The sequence below is a fragment of the Brevibacterium daeguense genome, assembly GCF_021729135.1.
GTDB classification, from domain to species: domain Bacteria; phylum Actinomycetota; class Actinomycetes; order Actinomycetales; family Brevibacteriaceae; genus Brevibacterium; species Brevibacterium daeguense.
Genome location: NZ_JAJTWW010000017.1, coordinates 1 through 17,259 on the forward strand (window position 1 = coordinate 1; position 17,259 = coordinate 17,259).

Consider the following 17,259-nt stretch of genomic DNA (forward strand, 5'->3'; position numbering starts at 1 on the left):
GATCTGGAAGACGCGGGGCAAGTCCAGGTACTCCCACTGCTGGGAGAAGAGCGGTGAGCCCTCGGCCCAGTCCGGGCCGTAGATGCTGATCGCGGTGCCACCGAACATGCCGACGACCACGAGCGCGAGCGCGCCCAGCAGGCCGTAGGACAGCAGATGCTGCCCTCGCGGCTCCCTGCCCGCGATGATCGGGGCGAGGAAGATGGCGGCGGCCAGGAACGCGGCGGCGGTCCACAGCAGGGACAGCTGGACGTGCCAGGTTCGGGCGAGGTTGAACGGGAAGATCTGCGCCAGATCGAAGCCGAAGAAGCCCTGGATCTCCACCCGGTAGTGCTCGACGGATGCTCCCACTGTGGCCTGGATGAGGAACAGCAGGGCGACCACGAGGAAGAACCACGCAGTGGAGCGCTGGGCCTTCGTGATCCCCACAGCCCCGGGCTGCAGGAATCTCAGGCTCGAGGTGTCGTTGCCCTTCCAGCCCAGGTTGGAGCTCCAGCGTCCGTAGACGGCGAACAGGATGCCCAGGCCGGCCAGCAGCGCGACCAGGGAGATCCCCGACCACACCAGGATGTCGGCGGTCGGATGGTTGTCGACGCGAGGTTCCGCTGGCCAGTTGTTGGTGTAGGAGTAGTCCAGGCCGGGTCGTTCCGCGGCGCTCGCCCACGCCGTCCAGGCGTAGAAGGCGGTCAGGTCGTGGATGTCCTGCGGGTCGGTGATCGCGTTGGGGATCAGCCCGTGGGCGGTGCTCGGCTCGCCGAAGAACTCGCCGTAGTACTGCTTGAGCTCCTCGAAGGCGCTGATCTGCTCGTCGGTCAGGACGAGGACGCCGGACTCCTCGTCGTACCTGTTGGTCCGCTGCATCTCCGCAGTGGCGTCCGCGGGCTCCTGCACTCCCTGCTGCTCGAGCTCATCGTTGATGTGCTCGCTGCTCAGCCGGAGGTACTCCGCCGTGTAGTCGGGCCCGAGGTAGGCACCATGTCCGACAACCGATCCGTACTGCTGGATGCCGCGGGTCAGGAACACGTTCTGACCGCTGGTGATCTCCTCGCCGGTGTAGACCACATCTCCCTGCTCGCTGACCACCTGCTCCGGCTGCGGCATCGAATGGGTGTAGGTCCGGTAGGCGAGAACGCCCATCACGAAGAAGCCGAAGATGAGCACCAGCGCGACGCCCTGCACCCATCCTTTGGAGATTGCGATCTCCGACTTCGAACGCTGACCAGCGCCTGGCTTGCTCAAGCTCACGGGATCCAACCTCTGTATCTCGGGGCGACGCGGTGGGGAGACCGGTCCTCAACACCCCGACGCTATACAGGGAATTCTCATGGAGTCAACGACAGACTCTTGCTTTCCTCCAAGTTCGCTTGCAGTTCATTCCCGGTGCCGCTGCTGCTGAGATCGCCGCCCGGCCGCGTGAGCCCTGCGTGGTGATGATCCCGATCGCCGCCGGCTCGCCGTGCGTCCTCCCCATCGACGTGGAAGTCCGGCAGAGGACGACAGCGGCCCTGCCTGTTCCCAGGCAGGGCCGCTGTTCAATGTGGAGGTAAGGGGACTCGAACCCCTAACCCTCTGCTTGCAAAGCAGATGCGCTACCAATTGCGCCATACCCCCGAGTGAGTGCTCCGATCCTACACGCTGTCCGTGTAGCCGGACCATCTCTGATGATTGCGCTGCCGACGGCTGCGCAGTCCGGCGAACACTCCCGCTGCCGCGGAGAGCAGTCCTGCCACGGTCCACCACTTCTTCACGTCAACTCCGTTCGCAGTGGTTCCGTGGGCCTAAGAGGACTTGAACCTCTGACCTCTTCGTTATCAGCGAAGCGCTCTAACCGCCTGAGCTATAGGCCCCAATGGGATGAACCGAAAATCAACTATAGCCAGATCCCGCCCGCTGCGCAAAACCGGTGCGGCCGACAGTGATCCATCCCTCGTCCCTGATGATCCCGAACGGGCATGACACCCCGAGCAGGAGCTCAGAACCGCAGCTCAGTCGTCGGTCAGCGTCAGGTGGAAGCCGCCGACGATCGAGGCGCCGATGTTGTAGAGGAATGCGAACAGCGTCGACAGCGCGGTGATCAGCACGACGTTGACCAGTGCCAGGAGGACCGAGAAGGACAGCATGCGGCCCAGGCTGAACAGCCCGAGGATCTGATCCGCGCCCTCCGTGCCGGCGATCTCCGCCAGCGTGCTCTGCATGCTGCTCAGAGTGCCCGTGGCCTGCAGCACCAGCCACAGCACCAGGGCGGCGACCACGGTGGCGATGCCGATCGCCACCGACAGCAGGAAGGACATCTTCATGACCGACCAGGGGTCGAGCTTGGCGACGGTCAGCCGAACGGTCCGCGGACCCCTCTTCTTCGCCTTGTCGCCGATCTTCACTCCGCCGGAGGAGGCCCGCACGGGGCCGCTGCCGACCGCCGCCGCCGGGTCGTCCGGCCGCGCGGCTGACATCCGCTGGGTTCCCGACCCGGCGCTCAGCCGCGTCCCCCCGGAGGAGACGCTCGTGGGCCCGCTGCCGGTCTGGCCGCCCGTGGCGGGGGAGCCGCCGGGTGGCCGACCGGTGGGGGCCGTGGGCGCAGCGGTCCGCGGAGCGGCCGGAGCAGCCGGGCTCGCCGCAGCGGTGTGACCGGAAGTCGCGGCGCGGTCGGCGCCTCCACCGGAGCCCGAGGCGCCCGCCGGGCCGGAGCCCACGGGTGGCGCCTGGGTGCGGGGCGCCTCGGTAGTGGGCTGCGGCCCGCCGCCACCCGCCGTCAGACGAGTGGATCCGGAGGAGGCCCGGATGACTTTGCCGGACTTCTGGTCGTTGTCACTCACTGCTGTCTTCACCTTCGCTCTTCGACGCCGGATCACTCGGGTCGAGCGCTTCGACTGCAGCCTCCACAGTCTCTTCGTCCACCGGCGTCTGCGCCTCGTCTTCCACGACCGTCTCCGGGCCGCGGGTTACCGCAATGATACGGTCGTTCTTCCCAGGCTTGGCAAACACCACACCCATCGTGTTGCGGCCGGTGGCGGGCACCTCGTCGATCACGGATCGCACGACCTTGCCGCGCTCCATCACGACGAGCACCTCCTCGCCCTCGGACACGATGAGACCGCCCACCAGATCGCCGCGCTGCTCGGTGATCTTGGCGACCTTGATACCGTAGCCGCCGCGGCCCTGCAGCCGGTACTCCTCGATCGGAGTGCGCTTGGCGAAGCCGGCCTCCGTGACGACGAAGACGTAGGTCCCCGGCGTGATGACATCCATCGTCAGCAGCTCGTCGTCGGCCTTGAACCTCATGCCGGCCACACCCGAGGTTGCGCGTCCGGTGGCGCGGATCGTCGCGTCGTCGGCCTTGAAGCGGATGGACATCCCCTTGCGGGAGACGAGCAGCAGGTGGTCCTCGGCGCTGACCAGGCGGGCCGACACCAGCTCGTCGGGCTGTCCGTCGGCCAGCTGGCGCAGGTTGACGGCGATCACGCCGCCGGTCCGGTTCGAGTCGTATTCGACCAGCCGGGTCTTCTTGATCAGGCCGCTCTTGGTGGCCAGCACCAGATAGTCCTGCTCTTCGTAGTCGCTGATCGAGAGCACCTCGGCGATGGTCTCCCCGGGCTGCAGCGCCAGCAGGTTCGCCACGTGCTGGCCCTTGGCGTCGCGCGAGCCCTCCGGCAGCTCGTAGGCCTTGGCCCGGTAGACCCGGCCGGTGTTGGTGAAGAACAGCAGCCAGTTGTGGGTCGAGGTGACGAAGAAGTGGTCGACCACGTCGTCGCCGCGCAGCTTGGCGCCGGTGATGCCCTTGCCGCCGCGGTGCTGGGCGCGGTAGAGCGCCGACTGGGTCCGCTTGGCATAGCCGCCGCGGGTGATCGTGACGACGACCTCCTCCTCGGGGATGAGGTCCTCGATCGACATGTCGCCGTCGTAGCCGGCGAGGATCCGGGACCGGCGGTCGTCGCCGAACCGCTCCACGATCTCATCGAGCTCCTCTGAGACGATCTCCCGCTGGCGGGCGGGGGTCTCCAGGATGTGGTTGTACTCCTTGATGAGCTCCTCGAGGCGAGCGGCCTCCTCCTCGATCTTGAGCCGTTCGAGGGCGGCGAGCCGGCGCAGCTGCAGGTCGAGGATCGCGTTGGCCTGCACCTCGTCGACGTCGAGCAGCTCCATCAGGCCGACCCGGGCCTCCTCGGAGGACGGCGAGCGGCGGATCAGGGCGATGACCTCGTCGAGCGCGTTGAGCGCCTTGAGGTATCCGCGCAGGATGTGAGCGCGCTCCTCGGCCTTGCGCAGCCGGAAGCGGGTACGCCGGACGATGACCTCGATCTGGTGGCGGACCCACAGCCGCAGGAAGGAGTCGAGGCTGAGCGTGCGCGGCACATTGTCGACCAGCGCCAGCATGTTCGCCGAGAAGTTGTCCTGCAGCTGGGTGTGCTTGTACAGGTTGTTGAGCACGACCTTGGCGACCGCATCGCGCTTGAGCACGATCACCAGGCGCTGGCCGGTCCGGCCGGACGATTCGTCGCGCATGTCCGCGATGCCGGGGACCTTGCCGTCCTTGACGTAGGAGGCGATCTTCGCCGCAAGGCTGTCAGGGTTGACCATGTAGGGCAGCTCGCTGACGACCAGGCAGGTGCGGCCCTGGATCTCCTCGACCTCGACGACGGCGCGCTGCGTGACCGAGCCGCGCCCGGTGCGGTACATGTCCTCGATGCCCTTGCGGCCGAGGATCGTCGCTCCGCCGGGGAAGTCGGGGCCTTTGATGATCCCCAGCAGCGCCTCGAGCGCCTCGTCCTTGCCGGCCTCCGGATGCTGCAGCAGCCACTGCGCCCCTGCGGCGACCTCCCGCAGGTTGTGCGGCGGGATGTTGGTGGCCATGCCGACGGCGATGCCGGCCGAGCCGTTGACGAGCAGGTTCGGGAACCGGGCCGGGAGGTAGACCGGCTCCCGGTTGCGGCCGTCGTAGTTGTCCTGGAAGTCGACCGTGTCCTCTTCGATGTCCCGGACCATCTCCATGGCCAGCGGTGCCATCTTGCACTCGGTGTACCGCGGGGCGGCGGCACCGTCGTCACCGGCCGAGCCGAAGTTGCCCTGTCCGGAGATCAGCGGGTAGCGCATCGTCCACGGCTGCACGAGGCGGACCAGCGCATCATAGATCGCGGTGTCGCCGTGCGGGTGGTACTGACCCATCACGTCGCCGACGACGCGCGAGCACTTGTTGAAGGAGCGCTCCGGGCGGTAGCCGCCGTCGTACATCGCGTAGAGCACGCGCCGGTGCACGGGCTTGAGTCCGTCGCGGACGTCGGGCAGGGCGCGTCCCACGATCACGCTCATCGCGTAGTCGAGGTACGACCGCTGCATCTCCAGGTTCAGGTCGACCTGCTCCACGCGCGAGGCGACCACGGTCTCCTCGGCGCCTCCGGTGTCCCCGGTGCCGTCTGGCTGAATGTTCTCGGTGTCGTCGGCCACTTGTCTGCTTACCTCTTAGTCCTCGCTGATATCCGTGTATCAGTCAGTATTCGATTGGGGCTAGAACCAGGAATACTCTCCTGCGCAGCTGCCGCCGGTCCTGCGGTCGCACAATGCGCGGAGAGGGTCCCGGTCAGATGTCGAGGAACCGGACATCCTTGGCGTTCTCCTGGATGAAGCGGCGCCGGGATTCGACGTCCTCGCCCATCAGCACCGTGAAGATCTCCTCCGCCTGCGCCGCGTCGTCCAGGGTGACCTGCTTGAGCAGCCGCTTCTCCGGGTTCATCGTCGTGTCCCACAACTCCTCGTAGTTCATCTCGCCCAGACCTTTGTAGCGCTGGATGGCCTGATCCTTGGGCAGGCGCTTGCCGTTCGCCTTGCCCTCCCGGAGCAGCGCGTCGCGCTCCCGGTCCGAGTACGCGTACTCGTGCGCGGAATTGCTCCACTTGAGGCGGTACAGCGGAGGGGTGGCCATGTAGACGTAGCCGTGCTCGACGAGGGGCCGCATGTAGCGGAAGATCAGCGTCAGCAGCAGGGTCGCGATGTGCTGGCCGTCGACGTCCGCGTCGGCCATCAGCACGATCTTGTGGTAGCGGAGCCTGCTGATGTCGAACTCCTCGCCGATCCCCGTGCCGAAGGCGGTGATGAGCGACTGGATCTCCTGGTTGCCGAGCGCGCGGTCGAGCCGGGCCTTCTCCACATTGAGTATCTTGCCGCGCAGCGGCAGGATCGCCTGGTGGATCGCGTCGCGGCCCTGCACGGCCGAACCGCCGGCCGAATCGCCCTCGACGATGAAGATCTCCGACACCGCGGGGTCCTTGGACTGGCAGTCGCGCAGCTTGCCGGGCATGCCGCCCGATTCGAGGAGGCCCTTGCGGCGGGTGGCCTCGCGCGCCTTCCGGGCGGCCATCCGGGCCTGGGAGGCCTGGATCGCCTTCCGCACGATCTCCTTGGCCTGGTTGGGGTTGGACTCCATCCAGTGGCCGAGCTCGTCGCGGACGACCCGCTGGACGTAGGTCTTGGCCTCGGAGTTGCCGAGCTTGGTCTTGGTCTGGCCCTCGAACTGCGGTTCGCCGAGCTTGATGCTCACCACCGCGGTCAGTCCCTCGCGGATGTCCTCGCCCGTGAGGTTGGCGTCCTTCTCGCGCAGCAGCTTCTGATCCCGGGCGTACTGATTGATCAGCCACGTCAGCGCCGTTCGGAAGCCCTCCTCATGCGCGCCGCCCTCATGGGTGTTGATGGTGTTGGCATAGGTGTGGACGGATTCGTTGTAGCCGTTCGTCCACTGCATGGCGACCTCGAGGGCGATCTTCTGCTCGGTGTCCTCCGACTCGAACGCGATGATCTCCTCGTTGATCAGGTCCGTCTTCTTCGAGGAGTTGAGGTAGTGGACGTAGTCGAGCAGGCCGTGGTCGTACTTGTAGCTGACCTCGCGCGGCTTGGAGACGCCCGAGTCCTCGGCGTCGAGCTGCACGTCCTCGTCATCGACTTCCTCGACCCGCTCATCGCGCAGCGTGATCCGCAGGCCCTTGTTGAGGAAGGACATCTGCTGGAAGCGGCCGCGCAGCACCTCGTAGGAGAACTCGGTGGTGTCGAAGATCTCCTCGTCCGGCCAGAAGGTGATGGTGGTGCCGGTCCGGTCGGTCGCCTCGCCCTGGACGACCTCACTCATGGGCGCACCGCGCCGGTAATGCTGGCGCCACACGCTGCCGTCGCGGTGCACCTCGGCCTCGAGCCGCTGGGAGAGCGCGTTGACGACCGAGGAGCCCACACCGTGCAGGCCGCCGGAGACCGCATAGCCGTTGCCGCCGAACTTGCCGCCGGCGTGCAGGATGGTGAGCACCACCTGCAGGGTCGGCACGCCCTCGGACGGGTGCATGGCGACGGGGATGCCGCGGCCGTCGTCGGAGACGCGCACGCCGCCGTCGGCCAGCAGCGTCACGTCGATCTGGGAGCAGTACCCGGCGAGTGCCTCGTCGACCGAGTTGTCGACGATCTCGTAGACGAGGTGGTGGAGTCCACGCTCCGAGGTGGAGCCGATGTACATGCCGGGACGTTTGCGAACCGCCTCGAGGCCTTCAAGAACGGTGATATCACCGGCATCATAGTGTCGGTTCTCCTCGACAGTCATAGGGCTCCTTCTCTCTGGGCAGAAATCAGTCTCAATCTTACCCCGTGACAGCTCGGAACATGGCCTTGCCCGGCTCAGAATGCGCCTTATTTCCCGATTTCACCGGCGCAGACGTACCGCGCCCTGTCCGCAGGGGTTCCAGTCCGCTGCAGGGCTGATTTCGCGTTCGGAGGTCACAGGTCGGGCCCGCGCGAGATCACAGCCCGGGGATCGCCGAGGCGACCGCCCACCCGGACACCAGTGCGGCACCCCCGATGAGCACCGCGAACAGCAGCAGCCAGACGCCGGCGGGCACCCGGGTGGCCTGCGCCAGCAGCCGGGCGTCGCTGTCGTGGGTGCGTCCGCGCAGGTGACCGCGGACCAGGTTGACCAGCGCCCGCACCGCCCCGCACACCAGGAAGATGCCGATCCCGACGACGGTGCTGCTCAGCCAGGGGTCGGGAGCCGCCGCCAGCAGGACTGCGGCGAGCAGCACCGTCAGCGGAGTCAGCAGCCAGGCGAGGATGCCGCGCATGAACAGCAGGGACAGCAGCAGGATCGCGGTGGCTGCCGCCAGCGCCGCCCCTGCCCAGCCGGACATCCCGGCCAGCACCAGCGCGGCTCCCACCAGTGCGGGAACCGGATAGCCCCAGAAGGTCGTCCACGGGACCGAGGCGGCCGTCCCCTTGGACGTCGTCACGCCGGCATGGTTGCCCGACAGCCGAATGCTCACCGATCGGCGTCCGGTGAGGAGTCCGGCGAACCCGTGTCCCAGCTCGTGGACGATGGTGACGACGTGGCCGGAGATGCTCCAGATTGCGCGCGGGACGACGAGCACCAGCGCGACGGCGAGGGCGATCGCGACCAGCAGCAGCGGCGATTCCGGCAGGGCGGTCGCCGAGGTGGCCTGCTCGATCATCCGCTGTGCACCATCGAGAACCGTCACGCCGTCCCCGGCCAGGACCGTCACCCTATCCATAGGTGTCCCGCGGTCCGCGCCCGGCCACGCTGCGCCGACCGTGCTTCCATGACCGCTGAGTCGGGCCGAGGATCGTGAGCTCCTCGACGACGCGGGAGCCGAGCTCTCGCTCCAGACGGTCGAGCAGGTCTCTCGTCATGATCCGCAGCTGAGTTGCCCATGTCGTCGATGATGCCCGCACGACCAGGACGGGAGGTTCGAACTTCTCGGGAGAACAATGTGCGGCCACGTGCGGCCCGACCAGATCGTGCCATCGGCCGATGACCGCCCCGACCTCCAGCGAGGTGCCCCAGCCGTGCTTCTGCGCGACGGTCTCCAGGCCGGTGCGCAGCGGCTGGGGATCGCGGGGGTCGGCGCCGGTCCCGCTGTACACCGGTTCCACCGGGCCGGCGACATTCCGGCGCGGTCCGCGGTAGATCGGGCGGAACTCGGAATCGGCCATCCGCCGCACCCGGTCGAGCGCCTCGAGAGCGGCGACCGGTACGGCGTCGAGGTCACCGGCCTGCGGCATCGTCGACTCCCTGCTCGTCCTCGTGAGCGTCGAGGGCCTGGCCGCCCAGGCCGAGGAGGTCGACGATCGTGGCCGACAGCTCCTCGGGCACGTCTCCGGCGACAGCGGCGGTGATGAGCACCTGCTCCGCGTCGACGACTTTCGCGGCCAGTCTGCGCCTGCGCCCTGCGTCGAGCTCGGCGAACACGTCGTCGAGGATGAGCACGGGCTGGTCGGCCGGATCGTCCGAGTCACCGCGCAGCAGCTCCCAGCCCGCCAGCCGCAGTGCGAGCGCAAGCGACCAGCTCTCCCCGTGGGAGGCGTACCCTTTGGCCGGCACCGCGCCGATCGACAGCAGCACGTCATCGCGCTGGGGGCCGACCAGAGTCAGCCCGCGCTCGGTCTCCGGGCGCCGCCGGGCCAGCAGCGCCTCGACGATGACATCCCGGGCGTCAGCGGTCGAGGTGACCCCTGTGTAATCGATGCGCGAGGAGTACTCGGCGGTGGCCTGCCGGCGTTCGGTGCGCGCCTCGGCGGCGACATAGGCGAAGTTCTCGGCCAGCGGTTCGCGAAGATCGGCGAGCAGTGCGCGACGTCCGATGACGAGCTGGGCGGCCGCCTCGGCGAAGGCCTGGTCCCAGATGTCCAGGGTCGCCTCGAGGGCCGGGTTCGGCTCGGCGCGGAGACTCTTGAGCAGGGCGTTGCGCTGCCTGAGCGCGCGCTCGAAATCCGCGATGACGCCGGCGAAGCGCGGCTGGCGGCCCACGAGGAGCGTGTCGAGGAAGTCGCGACGGTCGCCCGGCTCACCGCGAACCAGGCTGAGATCCTCGGGAGCGAAGACGACACTGGGCAGCAGCCCGATGATCTCGCGAACCCGGACCGGCTGACGGTTGACCCGCGATCGGTTGGCGCCTCGGGCCTTGATCGTGACCTCGACGGTGACCTGCCGCTGTCCCCGGTGGGCGAGCGCGGAGACCGTGGCCTGCTCCGTGGCGTGCCGGACCAGCGGCAGATCCTGGGAGACGCGGTGGGAGCGCAGCGCCGACAGGTAGCCGAGGGCCTCGACGAGGTTGGTCTTGCCGGAGCCGTTCGGTGCGACGAACGTCGTGACGCCCGCGCTCAGTTCGACGTCGAGTGAGACGTAGGAGCGGAAATCACGCAGCGACAGTCGCGAGACCCACATCAGAACCTGATGATGGGCATGAGCAGATAGCGGTACGAAGGATCGTACTCGCCGTCGATCTCCTGCTGTCCGGAGATGACGACCGGCTTCTTGGGCTCGGTCATCGAGAAGCGGACGAAGGGGGAGTCGATCGCAGCCAGGCCTTCGGAGATGAAGTTCGGATTGAAGCCCGTCGTGATGTCTTCGCCGTGGAGCTCGACCGGCAGTGCTTCGCTGGCCTGGGCGTCGTCGCCGGCGCCGGCCCGCAGCGTCAGCGCACCGTCGGCGAACTCGAATTTGATGGGGGTGTTCCGCTCGGCGACGAGGGACACACGGCGCACGGCTTCGCGCACAGCGCCGGTCTCCAGCACCGCGTGGATCGGGACTTCCTTGGGGAACAGCGAGCGCACCTTCGGGTAGTCGCCCTCGACCAGGAGAGAGGTCGTGACCCTGCCGGCGGAGGAGAAGGCGAGCATCTCCTTGCCGCCGGAATTGGCCAGCGAGATCTCGACGTTGCCACCCATCGCCTTGGCTGCGTCGGAGAGGGTTCGACCCCTGACGAGCGCGCTTGCGGAGATGTCCGGCTGCCGCGGATTCCAGCTGAATTCACGGACCGCCAGGCGGTAGCGGTCGGTGGCCAGCAGGGTGACGGTGTCACCCTCGATCTCGACTCGGACGCTGGTGAGGATCGGGAGGGTCTCGTCCTTGGACGTTGCGATGCTGACCTGGCCCACCGAATGGGAGAAGTCGCCGGAGGAGACGACGCCGGAGGTCTCCGGGACTGCGGGCAGCGCCGGGTACTCCTCGACCGGCATCGTCATCAGGGAGAACCGGGAGGAGCCGCAGGTGAGGTCGACCTTGTTGCTGTTGAGCTCGAGGGTGACGGGCTGGTTGGGCAGGGCCTTCGCGATGTCCGCGAGCAGCCTTCCGGAGACGAGGAAGGTGCCGGGCGCCTCCACCTCGGCGGCGATCTCGACGCGGGAGGAGACCTCGTAGTCGAAGACGGCCAGCTGCACGACTCCTTCGGCCTGGGCAGTGACGAGGATGCCGGTGAGCACGGGAACTGCCGGCCGCTGCGGAAGAGTCTTGGTGGTCCAGGTGACGGCTTCTGCCAGCACATCGCGTTCGACCTTGAACTTCACGGCTTGTGCGGACTCAGCGTTCACGACTCTCCTGCGGTTGAAATCCTCGTGCGCACAGAGCGCTCCTGGCGAATTGCAACTTTACACACCGCCCACCGGCGTGGCGAATCCCCCTCAGCGCTGGATTTGTGCTCGTGTACGGCCGCAGCCCCGGGGTGTGAAGACCCGACAACCGGGGCATTTCGGCCGGCTGTTCGATTCGTGCTCGAAAGCCCGCTGGTGCCCGGGACTGGTCGCGTGATTGCGAGAGTCGAGCCGAGCAGGGCGATCAGCGGTGCTGGATATCTTCTCTTGTAATCAGAAGCAGTAGTAACAGCACCTGTGGAAACTGTGGAACTACATCGATGTCATCGAGATCTGATCGGCCCGACAGGGCATTCGGTGCGGTGGACAATGTGTGGAGTTCTGATGACCTCGCAGTGGAGACGTGTGAGTTACAGTCATGTATTTACACACGAGTCCACCGGCAGCGTGAGAGCCGTGCACCGGTGGGTACCCAGGCTGACCAGCGTTGCCCACAGGGTTTTCCACAGGTGTGCATATCGCGAATCACAGCCGATGCTGTTGTTTGATGCGATTTGTGAGTTCGGTGACCTGGGTGTAGAGCGCCCGGCGCTCGGCCATCTGCGTTCGAATCTTCTTGTTGGCGTGCATCACTGTCGTGTGGTCGCGCCCGCCGAACGCCTGGCCGATCTTGGGCAGCGACAGGTCCGTGAGCTCGCGGCACAGATACATGGCGATCTGCCGGGCTGTGGTGAGCGTGCGGGACCTGCTCGCGCCGCACAGGTCATCGAGGGTGAGTCCGAAGTAGGCCGCCGTCTGCCCCATGATGTCGGCTGCGGTGATCTCCGGGGTGTCGTCCTGGGTGATGAAGTCCTTGAGGACTGTCTCCGCCAGTCCGACTTCGATCGGCTGATCGTTGAGATTGGCGAAGGCCGTCACTCGGATGAGTGCGCCCTCGAGCTCGCGGATGTTCGAGGAGATGCGCGAGGCGATGTACTCGAGCACGTCGTCGGGGACGGGCAGATGGTCCCCGGCTGCCTTGTTCCGCAGAATCGCGAATCGGGTCTCCAGATCCGGCGGCTGCACGTCGGTCAGCAGGCCCCACTCGAACCGGGAGCGCAAGCGCTCCTCGAAGCCCTTGAGCATCTTCGGCGGCTGATCGGAGGTGATCACGACCTGCTTGTGCTCGTTGTGCAGTGCATTGAATGTGTGGAAGAACTCTTCCACCGTGGCGTCCTTGCCCTGCAGGAACTGGATGTCATCGATCATGAGGATGTCGACTTCTCGGTACCGGCGCTGGAATGCCGGCCGCAGGGCGTTGGAGGTGGCGGAGGAGCCGATGGTGTTGATGAAGTCGTTGACGAATTCCTCGCTCGACACGTAGCGGACCCGGATATTGGGGTACAGCTGCATCGCGTAGTGGCCGATGGCGTGGAGCAGGTGGGTCTTGCCCAGTCCGGAGTCGCCGTAGATGAACAGCGGGTTGTAGGCCTTCGCCGGGGATTCGGCGACGGCGAACGCCGCTGCATGGGCGAAGCGGTTCGACGCGCCGATGACGAAGGCGTCGAAGGTGTACTTGGAGTTGAGCTGGGAGATGCTGCCCTCGACGCCGTCGGCTGCAGGGGCGGGTTGAGTTCCCGGCGTTGCCGGAGCTGCGGGGGCGGGCGGGAACGCCGGCCCGGCAGCCGGCGCGGCAGGAGTCGGGGCGTACGAGTCGGCCGGGGCCCAGCCCGCGGTCGGTGGCTGCTCGGGATGACGATTCTCTGCAGCGGCCGGTTGCTGGTAGGCGGGCGGCTGCTGGTAGGCGGGCGACGCCTCGGGAGCGGGACGAGGGGTTTCCGTGGCGTGCTCGTGCGGAAGCTGGACTGGAACGTCGAGACCGGGTTCGACCGCGATCGCGAACGTCACGTCCTGGCCGAGCGTTTTGGAGAACTCCCGGGCGAGCGGTTCGCGCAGGTGGGTCTCCAGCGTCGTGCGGGTGAGTTCATTGCGCACGGAGAGGACGACGAGCTGGCCCTCCACCAGAGCCTTCGGCACGGCAAGGGTCAGGAAGCCCTTCTGATGGGCTGTGATCGTCGGGTCGTTGAGAAGATTGGACAGGACGACCTGCCAGATCTCGTACAGGTCATCCTGCTGGCTGGTTTGACTCACAGGTCCTCCGTTCCGGTTAGTCGCGCACATCTGTGGAAAACGACAGTTTGGGGTTCCACACAGTTTTCCACAGTTTGTGGAGATGGACCACGCCGACCCCGAAATCATCCACATCGGTGGAGAAAGGTGTGGAAATCACACCGATGTGAGTTGTGGACCCGCCTGTTTATGCCGAAATGTGAATAACTGTCGTCCGGAAGCTGACGGGAGTACGACGACGTTCAACCGGAGTTCACTCTTCCGTAGGAAAGGGCTCATCGGGGCGAAGATGCACAGCGGTGAAGATGACCAGCGGGAAAGCGCAGGCACCTGCCCAGGAAGGCAGCGATACCACAGTTTGACCCTCATCCCGTGCCCCGCCTAAACTGGGGTGTCCTGTGTTGCGGGCCCACCTGAGTTGTGAGTAACTTCCCCACGGCCTTCAGTCGCAGGAATGTCCGGCCGCGTGGTCGATCATGAATTGCGAAAGCAGCTTGGTGCTGCCCGCACCAGCAACGACAGATAATCGGAGAACCGAAGTGAGCAAGCGTACTTTCCAGCCCAGCAATCGCAAGCGGTCCAAGACCCACGGCTTCCGCCTTCGGATGCGCACCCGTGCAGGGCGCGCCATCCTGTCCTCGCGTCGCCGCAAGGGTCGCAGCGCACTGTCTGCCTGATCGTGCTCCCCGGCAGGAACCGGATTCATCGCGGCGAAGATTTTCGACGTGTCTTCCGCACTGGCCGCAAGGTCGGGTCGAAGCAACTGGTGATCCATTACCTGCTCAGCACGGACGAATCCCACGCCGCGCGCGTGGGATTCGTCGTTTCCAAAGCCGTTGGCAACGCGGTGGTGAGGAACAGGGTGAAGCGACGGCTGCGCAACATCGTCTACGCCCGCCTGGCTGAGCTCGATGACGGAGAGATGATCGTCATCCGGGCACTTCCCGCAGCTGCGGGGGCAGAATTCGGCCAGTTGGAAGCCTCCGTCGACCGGCTGCTGCAGAAGGCGCGGCCATGAGAAGCGCAATAACCGCCGTGAAGTGCGGACCACCGACTGATGGAGCCAGGCGATGAGACACGGGGAGAACACCCCTTCGTCCCTGCCGCCGTGGCCGTCGGATCCGGGACCTCGCGTGCTGCACGCGCTCAGGATTGCTCCGCGCATGCCGTTCGTCTGGTTCATGCGGCTGTACCGCCTGATTATCTCTCCGCTCTACGGAGATGTCTGCCGCTACTATCCGAGCTGCTCGAAATACGCCTTGGACGCCTTCGAGACGAAGGGTGCCGCAGTGGGAACGGCGCTCGCTGCCTGGCGCGTTCTCCGGTGCAATCCCTTCTCCTCCGGCGGAGTCGACTATGTGCCCGGCTCCCTCATGGCCCGCAGGAGCGAGGCGATTCGGGCCACAGGCAAAGATGGCACAATGTACCGAGATACGAACACGGATGACCGCCGATCCTCGCGGTCGAGGAGAGACTGAATGGGCTGGATAGACACACTGCTGCTGCCCCTGCAGTGGGTAGTGGCATGGATCCTCGCGATCTTCCATCAAATCTTCACCACTCTCGGCATGGATGGTGGAAGCGGGTGGACGTGGATCCTGTCCATTGCGGGTCTGACGATCGTGGTCCGCGCAGTGCTGATTCCGCTCTTCGTGTACCAGATCAAGGCGCAGCGCAAGATGCAGCTGATCCAGCCTGATATTCAGCGCCTGCAGGCCAAGTACAAGGGCAAGAAGGATCAGTTCTCGCGCCAGGCCATGGCTGAAGAGCAGATGGCGCTGTTCAAGCAGCACGGCACGAACCCATGGGCGTCGTGTCTGCCGCTGCTGGTCCAGATCCCGATCTTCCTTTCTCTGTTCCGGGTCATCAACAACACGCATGGCATCGCTGCCGGCACGATCGAACCGATCGGCGGCCTGACGCGCGAACTGGCGATGTCTGCCGACGCCGCGACGATCCTCGGCATTCCGCTGCAGGCAACCTTCATGAGCGACGGCATCGGGGTCAAGGCGCTCACAGCAGTCCTCATCATCATCATGGGCGCGTCGCAGTTCATCACGCAGAAGCAGATGATGACGAAGAACATGTCGGAAGCTGCGCTGAACAACCCGTTCATGCAGCAGCAGAAGATGATGCTCTATCTGATGCCCGTCGTGTTCGCGATCGGCGGCATCTACTTCCCGCTCGGCGTTCTGGTCTACTGGCTGGTCTCCAACTTCTGGACCATGGCTCAGCAGTTCATCGTGATTCGCAACATGCCGTCACCTGGCTCCAAGGCTGAGAAGGAACTCATGGAGCGTCGTGCGAAGAAGGGCAAGACGGCCCTGCCCGGATCGAAGCCGATCGAGATGGCGCCGCAGCCCGAGCCTGCCCCCGCAGCCGGCCAGCGCCAGCAGCCGGTGAGCAAGGCTCGTCAGAAGAAGAAAAAGAAGAAGAAGTAAGAGGACACCGACTTCGATGACTGAGAACACCGAGACCGAGGCGGTCGAGGAGATCAAGCCCACTCGGGCCCAGCTGCTCGAGGAGGAGGGCGAGATCGCCGCTGACTACCTCGAAGAGCTGCTCGACATTGCGGACGTGGACGGCGATATTGATATCGACGTGGCCGATGGGCGGGCCGAAGTCGCCATCGTCTGCGACGATGACGACTCCAACCTGTCCGCCCTCGTCGGCCCGGACGGCAAGGTTCTCAACGCTCTGCAGGAACTCACCCGCCTGGCGGTGCAGACGAGTACCGGCCAGCGTTCGTGGCTGATGCTGGACATCGACGGCTACCGCGACCGGCGCAAGGAAGACCTTCGGGAGCAAGCGCGGAAGGCTATCGAGACGGTCAGGTCGACTGGCGAGGTCTTCGAATGTGCTCCGATGAACTCCTTCGAGCGGAAGGTGGTTCACGACGAAGTTGCGAAGGCCGGCCTGAGTTCGGAGTCAGAAGGAGAGGGTGACCGCCGCCGGGTGGTCATCAGGGCACAGTGACTGACCAGGAGATCCTTGCCGAGGTCGAACCGGAGCCGCTCTTCGCTGCGGAGCTGTTCGGGGATCGGATCGAGATCGCCCGCCGTTATGCGCACCATCTGGCGACCACGGGCGTTGAATGGGGACTGCTGGGCCCGCGGGAGCTGCCGCGGCTGTGGACCCGTCACATCCTCAACTGCGCGGTCGTCGCTGAACTGATCTCCCCTGACGATGTCGTCGGGGACATCGGCTCGGGCGCGGGGCTGCCCGGGATTCCCCTGGCTCTCGCACAACCCGCTGCGCGCTATGTGCTGGTCGAGCCGATGGAGCGTCGCGTCGACTGGCTGACAATGGTCGTCGACGACCTGGGGCTGGACAACGTTCGGATCGTGCGGGCGCGAGTCGAGGACCTTGTCGACGAAGAGGTCTTCACCGTGGTGACGGCACGCGCCGTGAAGTCCTTGGCTGTGCTCATCGAATGGTGTGCACCAGTGCTCGGACCTCGGGGCCGGCTGCTCGCGCTGAAGGGAGCCTCCGTCGAGGACGAGATTGTCAAGGCGAGGAAGCAGATTCGAAGGGCTAAGCTCAATCAGCCGACGGTACGTGAATTGGGGTCTCCCCCGCTGGAAGTTCCGACTCGTGTCGCAGAATTGGTGCGGCACTGAGAGTTGAGGTACATCGTGTTCATTCGTCGGATGCACATCATGTCCCGGGCAGGTTTGGACGCCCAACCTGCTCCCCTCTGATTAGAACAGCAATAGAACATATAAGTTCAGTGATGTTCGCCGGATGCGGGTGTTTCACGTGAAACTTCCCCGGCCGCTGGTTAGACTCTCAGGGGACTACTAT

At 65.8% G+C, this 17,259-nt stretch carries 14 protein-coding genes, 2 tRNA genes and 1 pseudogene; 6 read left to right on the plus strand and 11 right to left on the minus strand.

Annotation, left to right across the window (positions count from 1 at the left end):
* The 11 genes and pseudogenes from LXN01_RS12910 to dnaA all read right to left on the minus strand — a co-directional run.
* Positions 1-1,245 (minus strand): annotated as a pseudogene (locus LXN01_RS12910) (nitric-oxide reductase large subunit); the annotation flags it as partial.
* 293 nt (positions 1,246-1,538) lie between these two features.
* A tRNA-Ala gene (locus LXN01_RS12915) sits at positions 1,539-1,611 on the minus strand.
* A 162-nt stretch (positions 1,612-1,773) separates the two neighbouring features.
* Positions 1,774-1,847: transfer RNA gene (locus LXN01_RS12920), tRNA-Ile, on the minus strand.
* Between the two features lie 138 nt (positions 1,848-1,985).
* Positions 1,986-2,813 carry a DUF3566 domain-containing protein gene (locus LXN01_RS16415; protein ID WP_236865804.1) on the minus strand — a complete coding sequence of 276 codons (828 nt, stop codon included), beginning with the start codon at positions 2,811-2,813 and terminating at the stop codon, positions 1,986-1,988.
* On the minus strand, positions 2,806-5,418 hold the full coding sequence (gene gyrA / locus LXN01_RS12930; RefSeq protein WP_236865867.1) for a DNA gyrase subunit A: 2,613 nt from the start codon (positions 5,416-5,418) through the stop codon (positions 2,806-2,808). The genes LXN01_RS16415 and gyrA overlap by 8 nt, the downstream gene beginning before the upstream one ends.
* A 154-nt stretch (positions 5,419-5,572) precedes the next feature.
* Positions 5,573-7,570 (minus strand): DNA topoisomerase (ATP-hydrolyzing) subunit B, encoded by a 1,998-nt coding sequence (gyrB, locus tag LXN01_RS12935; protein WP_236865806.1) that lies wholly within the window; start codon positions 7,568-7,570, stop codon positions 5,573-5,575.
* 196 nt (positions 7,571-7,766) lie between these two features.
* Positions 7,767-8,528 carry a M50 family metallopeptidase gene (locus LXN01_RS12940; protein ID WP_236865808.1) on the minus strand — a complete coding sequence of 254 codons (762 nt, stop codon included), beginning with the start codon at positions 8,526-8,528 and terminating at the stop codon, positions 7,767-7,769.
* Positions 8,521-9,039 carry a DciA family protein gene (locus tag LXN01_RS12945; protein ID WP_236865810.1) on the minus strand — a complete coding sequence of 173 codons (519 nt, stop codon included), beginning with the start codon at positions 9,037-9,039 and terminating at the stop codon, positions 8,521-8,523. Before LXN01_RS12945 ends, LXN01_RS12940 begins: the two co-directional genes overlap by 8 nt.
* Complete coding sequence (gene recF / locus LXN01_RS12950) at positions 9,023-10,201, minus strand: DNA replication/repair protein RecF (RefSeq protein WP_236865812.1); 1,179 nt, start codon at positions 10,199-10,201, stop codon at positions 9,023-9,025. The genes LXN01_RS12945 and recF overlap by 17 nt, the downstream gene beginning before the upstream one ends.
* Positions 10,201-11,346: a DNA polymerase III subunit beta gene (dnaN, locus tag LXN01_RS12955; RefSeq protein ID WP_236865814.1), complete on the minus strand. Its 1,146-nt coding sequence runs from the start codon at positions 11,344-11,346 to the stop codon at positions 10,201-10,203. Before dnaN ends, recF begins: the two co-directional genes overlap by 1 nt.
* 525 nt (positions 11,347-11,871) lie before the next feature.
* Positions 11,872-13,425: a chromosomal replication initiator protein DnaA gene (gene dnaA, locus LXN01_RS12960; protein ID WP_425547648.1), complete on the minus strand. Its 1,554-nt coding sequence runs from the start codon at positions 13,423-13,425 to the stop codon at positions 11,872-11,874.
* Positions 13,426-13,994: 569 nt separating this feature from the next.
* Between dnaA and rpmH the strand changes: the two genes are divergently transcribed.
* From rpmH to rsmG, 6 genes are all read left to right on the plus strand, one after another.
* Entirely contained in the window at positions 13,995-14,132 is a 138-nt protein-coding gene (gene rpmH / locus LXN01_RS12965; protein ID WP_236865818.1) for a 50S ribosomal protein L34, read from the plus strand.
* Positions 14,133-14,134: 2 nt separating this feature from the next.
* A complete protein-coding gene (gene rnpA / locus LXN01_RS12970; protein ID WP_236865820.1) occupies positions 14,135-14,473 on the plus strand; it encodes a ribonuclease P protein component in 339 nt (112 codons plus the stop codon).
* A 145-nt stretch (positions 14,474-14,618) separates the two neighbouring features.
* Positions 14,619-14,933: a membrane protein insertion efficiency factor YidD gene (yidD, locus tag LXN01_RS12975; protein WP_236865822.1), complete on the plus strand. Its 315-nt coding sequence runs from the start codon at positions 14,619-14,621 to the stop codon at positions 14,931-14,933.
* On the plus strand, positions 14,934-15,896 hold the full coding sequence (gene yidC, locus LXN01_RS12980; protein WP_236865824.1) for a membrane protein insertase YidC: 963 nt from the start codon (positions 14,934-14,936) through the stop codon (positions 15,894-15,896).
* Between the two features lie 16 nt (positions 15,897-15,912).
* Positions 15,913-16,431: a Jag family protein gene (locus LXN01_RS12985; protein ID WP_236865826.1), complete on the plus strand. Its 519-nt coding sequence runs from the start codon at positions 15,913-15,915 to the stop codon at positions 16,429-16,431.
* Positions 16,428-17,075 carry a 16S rRNA (guanine(527)-N(7))-methyltransferase RsmG gene (rsmG, locus tag LXN01_RS12990; RefSeq protein WP_236865828.1) on the plus strand — a complete coding sequence of 216 codons (648 nt, stop codon included), beginning with the start codon at positions 16,428-16,430 and terminating at the stop codon, positions 17,073-17,075. Before LXN01_RS12985 ends, rsmG begins: the two co-directional genes overlap by 4 nt.
* The last annotated feature ends 184 nt before the right edge of the window (positions 17,076-17,259 follow it).